Raw genomic sequence first — 9,313 nt, forward strand, 5'->3', positions numbered from 1 at the left:
CAGCTTCTTCTCTTTTGCCTTTTGCCCTGAAAACTTCGATGTTGGCAGGGCCGGTTTCGTGCACCCTTTTTCATCTGTCCTGAACCGTTACCTGCTTTCACACTAAAACTCCTTTAATGTCTAGCCCCGGCGACGTTTACGGCGGATCAGTCGGATTAGCAGCCATGTCCCAAAGGACGGGAGCTTTAACCGGACTCTCATTCCGTCACGTCAATCTTAGCCAGCTTCTTGGCGTAATTCTTCTTCTGCTCCCAGTTGGTCTGCCGCTGAATCATGACGCGCATAGCCTGGGGAGAGCCGGCGCCGTGCATGGACTCAGCAAGAGCGGTACCGCCAGTCATGTTCTCCAAGAGGCGAGCCATACGAATACGATCCTCGGTCTTAAAGCGGGCGTCTCCGGCAAAATACTTGTCGATGTAGTCGTGGCCGATATCAGAGCGGTAGTCCGCCTCATAGGGCAGGGTTGCGATGAAGCCGCCGGCGATATCGTGGGCCAGGCGGGAGATTTCATACATAGTGCGGGTACAGTTCAGCTTCACGGTGTTGGCCAGCAGGGTATCCACATAGTAGCTGCCCGCCTCAGTCTTGTGACCCATGGCAGAGCAGGCAATGGAGCAGCAGTGCATGGTCTCGGACAGATGCACCATCTCCACCAGCTTATCCTTGATGTGGGAGGCCTTGGGGCAGCCGTTATACTCGGCCATGGCCGCAGCGGCACCGATGATCACGTCGGCCACACCCACCTTACAGCCGCCGTAGTTCTGACGGTGGTAGGACGCGAAGGTCTCTACAAACTCCTGAGCCAGGTCGTACTCACCGCACATAAACACGCGATCCCAGGGTACAAACACATCATTGAGCACCGTCAGGGTCTCGCCGCCCACAATGGCATACTCCGGATTGCCGCAGTCGATATCACCCTCCAGGCGGCGGTTTTCATTGGTCTGCCGGCCAAAGAAGTGAATCACGCCGGGGGCATCCACAGGGATAGCGGCAGCCACAGCATAGTCCTTATCGTCAGGGCCCAGGTTGGTAGTGGGGAGGATCAGCATCTCGTGGGAGTTGACCATGCCGGTCTGGTGGGCTTTGGCGCCTCGGACAACAATACCGTCCTCTCTGCGCTCCACCACATGGACAAACAGGTCGGGATCAGCCTGCTGAGAAGGCTTCTTGCTGCGGTCGCCCTTGGGATCGGTCATGGAGCCAGCTACCATGATGTCGCTGTCCTGGACGTAGGTCATATACTTGATGAGACGCTCATGATAATTGGTGCCGTACTTCTTGTCGATTTTATAGGTGGTAATGAAAGAGGCGTTCATTGCGTCAAAGCCAACGCAGCGCTGGAAGCAGGTGCCGGTCTTCTGACCGATCATACGCATCATCTTGACCTTCTTCACCAGGTCCTCGGTGCTCTGGTGGACGTGAGTGAAGCGATTGATCTTCTTGCCGGTGAAGCAGGAGGTGGCGGTCATCAGGTCCTCGTACTCAGGGTCGAAGGCCAGATCGTAGGTTACTGCGGCAGAGTTGACGTGGGGCGCGGTCATGGGGTCGTCAACCACGTTCTCAATCCGCCGGCCATTGCAGTAGATAATGGGGTGCAGTTTCTTCAGGCTTTCGCGATACTCAGTTCCGTTCATCATGGTGGGATTCCTCCATTCAAAAAATTTTTAAATTGCCTTTTGAGTTCGGAGCTGCTGGATCTGCTCCTCGTCGTAGTGCAGAAGCTCTTTCAGAATCTCATCGGTGTGCTCACCCAGCATGGGAGCCCGGCGAGAGGTGTCCGGCGGTGTAAGCTGCAGCTTGAGGGGGTTACCCGGGTACTTGACCACACCCACGCCGGGGACTTCCTGCTCGATGAGCATATTGCGGTGTTGGAGCTGGGGATCGTCAACCAGCTGAGCCACCGACTTGGCCGACGCCACAGGCACACCCACCTCATCCAGCATGGCCTCCACCTCCGCAGTGGTGTGCTGTAAGGTCCACTGCTCCACAATGGGGTCTATCTCCTTTTCGTGGAGCTTACGGTTGGGATTGCTGTTGAACCTGGGGTCTTGGATCAGATCGGGCTGTCCCATGACGTTGATCAATCTGGTAAACAGTGAGTCGTTGGCGGTAGCAATAAACACGCTGCCGTCGGAGGTGTGGTACATATTATAGGGTGCGGAGCCTGGATTGGCGTTGCCGATGCGCTGAGGATTTTCACCCAGCATGGTCATAATGGGAACGGAGTTTTCCAGCATGGAAAACACGGTATCCATCATGGCCATGTCGATATACTGCCCCTCCCCGGTACGCGCCCGGTAGTGCAGCGCCGCCAGGATGGCCACCGCAGTGTGAACGCCGGTGGCGGCATCGGAAATAGCGGGGCCAACCTTTACTGGCTCACCCTCGGGATAGCCGGTGAGATAGGTCATGCCACCCATGGCCTGGGCCACTGCGTCATAGGCTGCCTTCCTGCTGTAGGGTCCCGACTGACCAAAGCCGGAAATAGAGGCATATACGATCTTTGGATTGACTTTCCGTGCCTCTTCATAGCCCAGCCCCAGCTTTTTAATGGTGCCAGCAGAAAAGTTTTCCACCACCACGTCCGCCCACTGGATTAGCTCCAGCGCGATTCGTTTTCCCTCCTCAGATTTCAGATTCAGGGTGATGCTTCTCTTGCTGCGGTTCAGGTAAGTAAAGTAGCCGCTCTCTCCGTTTTTAATCGGATAAAAGCTTCTGGTATCATCTCCGTGACCTACAGCCTCCACCTTAATTACATCAGCGCCCAAATCTGCCAGCAGCATGGTGCAATATGGACCGGAGTAGACCCGAGTAAAGTCCAGGATTTTTAGCCCTTGCAGAGCATATGCCCCACACATGGAATGACCTCTCCTTTCGCGAATGGTGTGGTTTTTGTACAGCACTTTTACTTATTGCAAGTGATATGCCAAGTTAAAATGAGGCTATTTACACAAAAAGCACGGCTTTGATTCACTCGAGAATCAAAACCGTGCTTTTTTCTATTCTTCTGTGCATCAAAATTCATTGATGAATCATTTCTTCAGGGTGAGGCCGTATTTTTTGAGCTTTCGGGAAACGGATGGCTGACTGATTTGTAGGGCCTCCGCCACCTGGTAGGTGGTATGAAAGCGCTTGACCGCCTCCTGAAGCATCTGCCGCTCCACCCGGTCAAAGGCCTCCTTTAGCGTAATCTCCTCAAACGGTCTGGCGACCTCCTGAGCGGACAGAGAGGGGCCTACAATTATCCAGGGCAAATGGGCGTTTTCCAGCGAGATTACATCCTCGCTGCTGGTGACAAGGATGCGTTCAATCATATTCTCCAGTTCCCGCACATTCCCCGGCCAGTCATACTCCATAAATGCACCGATCAGCTCCGGTGCAAGTTGCTTGTTCAACTCATACTTCTCATTGAGCTTGCGGACAAAGAAATGAATTAAGCCTGGGATGTCCTTTTTCCGCTCCCGCAGCGGCGGAGACTTGATTACCACAATGTTAAGGCGGTAATACAAGTCTTCCCGGAACTTTTTTTCCTTTACCATCTGTTCCAGGTCCTGATTGGTTGCGGCGATCACCCTGGTATTGACCGAGATGGCTTTGGTAGATCCAATCCGAGTTACCGTCCGTTCCTGCAGGACCCGCAGCAGCTTGACCTGCAGATGCAGGGGCATATCTCCGATCTCGTCCAAAAAGAGGGTGCCGTTGCTGGCCTCTTCAAACAGGCCCACATGACCGTTCCGCTTTGCCCCGGTAAACGCGCCTCCTTCATACCCGAAAAGCTCTGCTTCCAAAAGATTCTCCGGGATAGCGCCGCAGTTGATTTTCAGGAAAAGCTGGTCATGGCGGGGGCTCTTTTCGTGGATCTCCCTGGCCAGCACCTCCTTACCGGTTCCCGATTCTCCCAGAATCAGTACCGTAGAGCCAACTTTGGCTACCCGCTGAGCCAACGCAATGGCGGCTCGAAATTCCGTGCTTTCCGCCACAAAGGTATCGCTGCCCTCCAGTTCAGTCAGCCGTTCTTTATATTGTGTGGCCAGCGCCCGGCTATGGGACAGCTCAGTCTGCAGACGGTTGATTACTGTAATGTCCTGTACGGAAGTGACCACCAGGTCGATCTGGTTTTCTTTATAAATAGGGACACCCCGCAGAACCACATATTTTCCGCTCTGCACCCGCTGCTCCCGGATGACCTCTTGTCCAGTCGCCACCACGTCTTTGGTAATAGAGGTGGATAGAATGCCCTCCCGGACGATATCGTCGATATAGCGCCCAATGACCTGTTGAGCGGAAATGCCGGTAATTTTCTCATAGGCGGAGTTGACCGCAAGGGTAAGACCTTCCGCATTGGTAATATAGATGCCATTTTGAAAGGTGTTGATGATATGCTCCCAGGCTTCGGTAGTCAGATGCGTGGATGGAGAATGAATCATTACATTTCCTCCTTGTCGCAGCGCGGCAAAATGATAGCGTTGACTTTATCATATCACATTTTCCTTGGATGCGCCAAAATTTTTTCACAGATGAATCAACCCTGTTAAAAAATGATTCTGTAATGAATCAAGATTCAGCGGTGAATAGTTTGAACTCTTGGCATTGCACTTGCTGCTTATTTCAGTAAAGGAGTGTGAGATGATGCAAAACAAGGAAAAGAAAGATCCCTCTCTGGAAGAAATTCAGCAGGTAGTGGATCAGGAGATTTCTCCCATGCTGCACGGCCACGGAGGCGGGCTTACTTTATTAAAAATAGAGGATCATGTGCTGTATTTCCGGCTGACGGGGCAATGCTGCGGCTGTCCGTCTGCCTGGCTGACCACGGAAGAAGTCATCAAAGGCCCCCTTCTGGAGCGGTTTCCCGCACTGCGGGATGTGGTGGTGGACACCGATATGGACAATGAAATGGTGGCCTTGGCAAAGCGCGTACTGTCTGGCGACTTCCGTGCTGAATAAGTTGGCACGGCTTTTGCAATAAAGCAGGGCGAACGTTTTGTACAGCACCGTGAACAGCCATCCGTACCAAAATATCAGTTAGGAGGATCTGTATGTATCATATTGAAGAAGGGCGCACCCCTGTCGTCGTCAGCGGAGCCCGCACCGGTACCGGTAAATTCGGAGGTTCTCTGAGCGGCATCAACTGTCCCGAGCTGGGCGCTATCTGCGCCAAGGAAGCCATGAAGCGGGCCGGTATCACCGGCGATATGGTGGACGAGGTCATCTTCGGCACCCACTTCCAGGCCGGTATCGGCGCCAACTCTGCCCGCCAGGTGGCCCTGGGCGCCGGCTGCCCCGTGGAGACTCCCGCCTGGACCGTGAACAAGAACTGCGGCACTGGTCTGAAGGCCATCAACATTACCGCCCAGCAGATCATGCTGGGTGAGGGCGATATCTACATCAGCGGCGGTTGCGACACCATGAGCCGTATCCCCTATCTGTCCATTGAGCACCGCTTTGGCTCCAAGATGGGTCCCACCGTTCTGCAGGACGGTATGCTGTATGATGGTCTGGTGGATCCCTTCATGCACTACCACATGGGCATCACTGCCGAAAATGTGGCCAAGAAGTGCGGCATCACCCGGGAACAGATGGACGAGTTCGCCCTGGCCAGCCACCAGAAAGCGGAGGCCGCCATCAAAGCCGGCAAGTTCAAGGACGACATTGTGCCCGTGGAGATTAAGGGCCGGAAAGGCACCGTGGTTTTCGACGCTGATGAGACTGTCCGTTTCGGCGCCAAGCTGGAGGACTTCCAGAAGCTGAAGCCCTGCTTCCTGCTGGATGGCACCGGCACCGTTACAGCCGGCAATGCCTCCCCCTGCAACGATGAAGGCGTGGCCGTGGTCATGATGAGTCTGGAAAAGGCCAGAGAGCGGGGCCTGCAGCCCAAGTGTGCCATTCGCGGCTTTGCATCCGCCGGCGTGGATCCCTCTATCATGGGCTATGCCCCTGTGTACGCCGTGCAGAAGCTGCTCCAAAAGACCGGGCTGAAGAAAGAGGACATCGACCTGTGGGAGCTGAATGAGGCCTTTGCCGCCCAGGCGCTGGGCTGCATCAAGGACCTGGGGCTGGACATGGAGAAGGTCAACGTCAATGGCGGCGCCATCGCTCTGGGTCACCCCGTGGGCGCCACCGGCGCCCGTCTGGTCATGACGATTATGGCCGAACTGGAGCGTCGCAACGCCAGGTATGGCGTGGTCAGCCTGTGCATCGGCGGCGGCCAGGGTATTGCCACTCTGGTTGAGCGGATTTAAGGAGGTTTTGTCATGAAGGAGATCAAGACCATCGGCGTAGTAGGCGCCGGTCAGATGGGTTCCGGCATTGCCCAGGTGGCAGCCGTTTCCGGCTATTCCGTCCTGCTGTATGATGCCTTCCCCGGTGTGGCTGAGAAGTCTGCCCAGCGCATGAAGGCCAGTCTGGACAAGCTGCTGGCCAAGGGCAAGCTGGACCAGGAAAAGCACGATTTTGCCGTGGATGCCGTCAAGGTGGTAGAGGATCTGGCGGATGTGGCTCAGGCGGACCTGGTCGTGGAGGCCGCTGTCGAGGACGTAGGCCTGAAGAAGGAACTCTTTTCGGCGCTGGATAAATTGGCGACTCCCGACGTGATCCTGGCCTCCAATACCTCCTCCATTTCCCTGACGGAAATTGCCTCCGCCACCAGCCGGCCTGACAAGGTCATCGGTATGCACTTCTTCAACCCTGCCCCCGTGATGAAGCTGCTGGAAGTGGTAAAGGGTTACCTGACCAGCCAGGAGACCATCGACACGATTCTGGAAGTGGGCAAGCAGATGGGCAAGGTCACTGTGGTGGCCGTGGATAAGGCTGGCTTCATTGTTAACCGGATCCTGGATCCCATGCTGAACGAGGCTATTTTCCTGCTGGAGGAAGGCGTAGGCACAGCCGAGGACATCGACAACGGCATGAAGTTTGGCTGCAACCACCCCATGGGTCCCCTGGCGCTTACCGACCTCATTGGCCTGGACGTGCTGCTGGCCGTGATGGAAGTGCTGTATCGGGAGTATGGCGACAGCAAATACCGCCCTGCCCCTCTGCTGAAGAAAATGGTCCGTGCCGGCAAGCTGGGTAAAAAGACCGGCGAAGGCTTCTTCAAATATTAAGGGAGGATGGACATGGATTACAATTACGTACAGTATCAGGCCGACGGCAAGCTGGCCTATGTTACCGTTAACCGCCCCGAGGCCCTCAACGCGCTCAACGAGGTTGTCATTGGCGAACTGCTGGACTGCTTCCAGAAGATCAACGACGATCACGGCATCGAATGTGTCATTCTCACTGGTTCCGGCCGCTCTTTTGTTGCAGGCGCTGATATCGGAACCATGCGGGATCTGGAAGTTTTGGACGGTCGGGACTTCACCATGTTCGGCCAGCGGCTGATGGACTATATAGAAAATATGCGCCAGCCGGTGATCGCTGCTGTGAACGGCTTTGCCCTAGGCGGTGGCTGCGAGCTGGCCATGGCCTGTGACATCCGTATTGCTTCTGAAAAGGCCAAGTTTGGCCAGCCCGAAGTTAACTTGGGCATTATTCCCGGCTTTGGTGGCACCCAGCGCCTGCCCCGCCTCATTGGCAAGGGCATGGCCAAGTACCTGATTATGACCGGCGAGCACATCTCCGCCCAGGAGGCTCTGCGCATCGGCCTGGTCCAGAAGGTGGTGGCTCCCGAGGAACTGATGAACGAGGCCAAACGTGTGGCCGACCTGATCCTCTCCAAGGCGCCCGTGGCCATCCGTATGGCCAAATGTGCCGTTAACACGGCGGAAGATACCGATATGCGCTCCGGCATCGCCTATGAGGCGGAGGCCTATACCACCTGTTTCCAGGCAAAGGACCGTGTGGAGGGCATGTCCGCCTTCCTGGAGAAGCGGGCCGCCGTCTTCCAGGGTAAGTAATCAATATCAATACTACATATCAGAAAGGAATAACGACAATGATGGACTTTACTCTGCCTCAGGAATATCTGGATCTCCAGGATCTGTACCGCAAGTTTGCCGAGGAGAAGGTTAAGCCTCTGGCCCGGGAGATGGACGAAAACGAGAAGTACGACATGGGTCTGCTGCAGGAGATGAAGGACTGCGGTTTCTTCGGTATCCCCTTCGATGAGAAGTACGGCGGCGCCGGTTCCGATGTGCTGTCCTATGTGCTGTGCATGGAGGAAATGTCTAAGGCTGACGCCAGCACCGGCGTTACCATTTCGGTCCATACCTCCCTGTGCGCCTCTAGCATCGACCAGTTCGGCACTGAGGAGCAGAAGGAAAAATGGCTGCGCCCCCTGGCCAACGGCACCAAGATTGGCTGCTTCAGCCTGACCGAGCCGGGTGCCGGCTCCGATGTCTCCAGCGCCCGCACCACTGCCGTGAAGGAGGGTGACGAATACGTCATCAACGGCGAGAAGATCTTCACCACCAACTCCGGTTTTGCCGACACGTTCCTGGTCTTTGCGCTCACCGACAAGAGCGTTCCTGCATCCAAGGGCATGTCCGCCTTCCTGGTGGATCGTAACACCCCCGGCCTGACCGTCACCCCCGATATTCCCCGTATGGGTATCCGTGCAGCCTCCAATGCTGCCGTAGTGTATGAAAACGTCCGCGTCCCCGCTGAGAACCTGCTGGGAGGCGTGGAAGGCAAGGGCTTCAAGATCGCCATGAAGGCACTGGACGGCGGCCGGATCGGCATTGCCGCCCAGGCAGTGGGTATTGCGCAGGGCGCCCTCAATGAGGCCGTTCGCTATGTCAAGGAGCGTGTTCAGTTTGGCCGTCCCATCGCCGCCTTCCAGAACACCCAGTTCAAGCTGGCCGAGATGCAGACCATGATTGATGCCGCTCGGTTGCTGACCTACCGGGCTGCCGTGGCCAAGGACAATGGCCAGCCTTATAATGTGTATGCCGCCATGGCCAAGCTCACGGCCTCCGACGTAGCCAATCAGGTAACCCGTGGCTGCGTTCAGCTGCTGGGCGGATACGGCTTCGCCCGGGAGTACTCTGTGGAGCGCATGATGCGCGACGCCAAGATCACCGAGATTTATGAGGGCACTTCCGAAGTCATGAAGATGGTCATCTCCGGCTCCATGAATCTGAAGTAAGTTTTACATCTGCAATTCCCCCCGCATTTCTCACCGATAAGCAGAGGGCGGAAAGCTTTTCGTAGTTTTCCGTCCTCTGCTATTGGCAGAATCTATATCCGTCAATTCTAGGAGGAAGAAGGTTGAAACATTGTGATTTAAGTACCATTCCGAAAAAGAGCGCATAAGACCACGCCCCCTAAAAGCGGGCGAAAAATGAAGTTATGCTAAAAGCCTAAGCAGTAG

Annotated in this window: 8 protein-coding genes; 5 read left to right on the plus strand and 3 right to left on the minus strand. The window is 55.5% G+C overall.

Annotated elements, in window-relative coordinates:
* Positions 1 to 197 precede the first annotated feature (197 nt).
* The 3 genes from H6B51_RS14950 to H6B51_RS14960 form a co-directional block, all read right to left on the minus strand.
* On the minus strand, positions 198 to 1,640 hold the full coding sequence (locus H6B51_RS14950) for a 4-hydroxyphenylacetate 3-hydroxylase family protein (protein ID WP_204884446.1): 1,443 nt from the start codon (positions 1,638 to 1,640) through the stop codon (positions 198 to 200).
* Between the two features lie 27 nt (positions 1,641 to 1,667).
* Positions 1,668 to 2,861 carry a CaiB/BaiF CoA transferase family protein gene (locus H6B51_RS14955; RefSeq protein WP_204884447.1) on the minus strand — a complete coding sequence of 398 codons (1,194 nt, stop codon included), beginning with the start codon at positions 2,859 to 2,861 and terminating at the stop codon, positions 1,668 to 1,670.
* Between the two features lie 174 nt (positions 2,862 to 3,035).
* Positions 3,036 to 4,430, minus strand: a complete 1,395-nt coding sequence (locus tag H6B51_RS14960) for a sigma-54 interaction domain-containing protein (protein ID WP_204884448.1) — start codon at positions 4,428 to 4,430, stop codon at positions 3,036 to 3,038.
* Positions 4,431 to 4,629: 199 nt separating this feature from the next.
* Between H6B51_RS14960 and H6B51_RS14965 the strand changes: the two genes are divergently transcribed.
* From H6B51_RS14965 to H6B51_RS14985, 5 genes are all read left to right on the plus strand, one after another.
* On the plus strand, positions 4,630 to 4,947 hold the full coding sequence (locus H6B51_RS14965) for a NifU family protein (RefSeq protein WP_204884449.1): 318 nt from the start codon (positions 4,630 to 4,632) through the stop codon (positions 4,945 to 4,947).
* 92 nt (positions 4,948 to 5,039) lie between these two features.
* Positions 5,040 to 6,242: a thiolase family protein gene (locus H6B51_RS14970; protein ID WP_204884450.1), complete on the plus strand. Its 1,203-nt coding sequence runs from the start codon at positions 5,040 to 5,042 to the stop codon at positions 6,240 to 6,242.
* Between the two features lie 21 nt (positions 6,243 to 6,263).
* Positions 6,264 to 7,106: a 3-hydroxyacyl-CoA dehydrogenase family protein gene (locus H6B51_RS14975; protein ID WP_335342182.1), complete on the plus strand. Its 843-nt coding sequence runs from the start codon at positions 6,264 to 6,266 to the stop codon at positions 7,104 to 7,106.
* 12 nt (positions 7,107 to 7,118) lie between these two features.
* On the plus strand, positions 7,119 to 7,898 hold the full coding sequence (locus H6B51_RS14980; protein WP_204884452.1) for an enoyl-CoA hydratase-related protein: 780 nt from the start codon (positions 7,119 to 7,121) through the stop codon (positions 7,896 to 7,898).
* A gap of 41 nt (positions 7,899 to 7,939) precedes the next feature.
* Complete coding sequence (locus H6B51_RS14985; RefSeq protein ID WP_204884453.1) at positions 7,940 to 9,088, plus strand: acyl-CoA dehydrogenase; 1,149 nt, start codon at positions 7,940 to 7,942, stop codon at positions 9,086 to 9,088.
* The last annotated feature ends 225 nt before the right edge of the window (positions 9,089 to 9,313 follow it).

Origin of the sequence: Pseudoflavonifractor phocaeensis (assembly GCF_016901955.1) — a bacterium.
Taxonomy (GTDB): Bacteria; Bacillota; Clostridia; order Oscillospirales; family Oscillospiraceae; genus Flavonifractor; species Flavonifractor phocaeensis_A.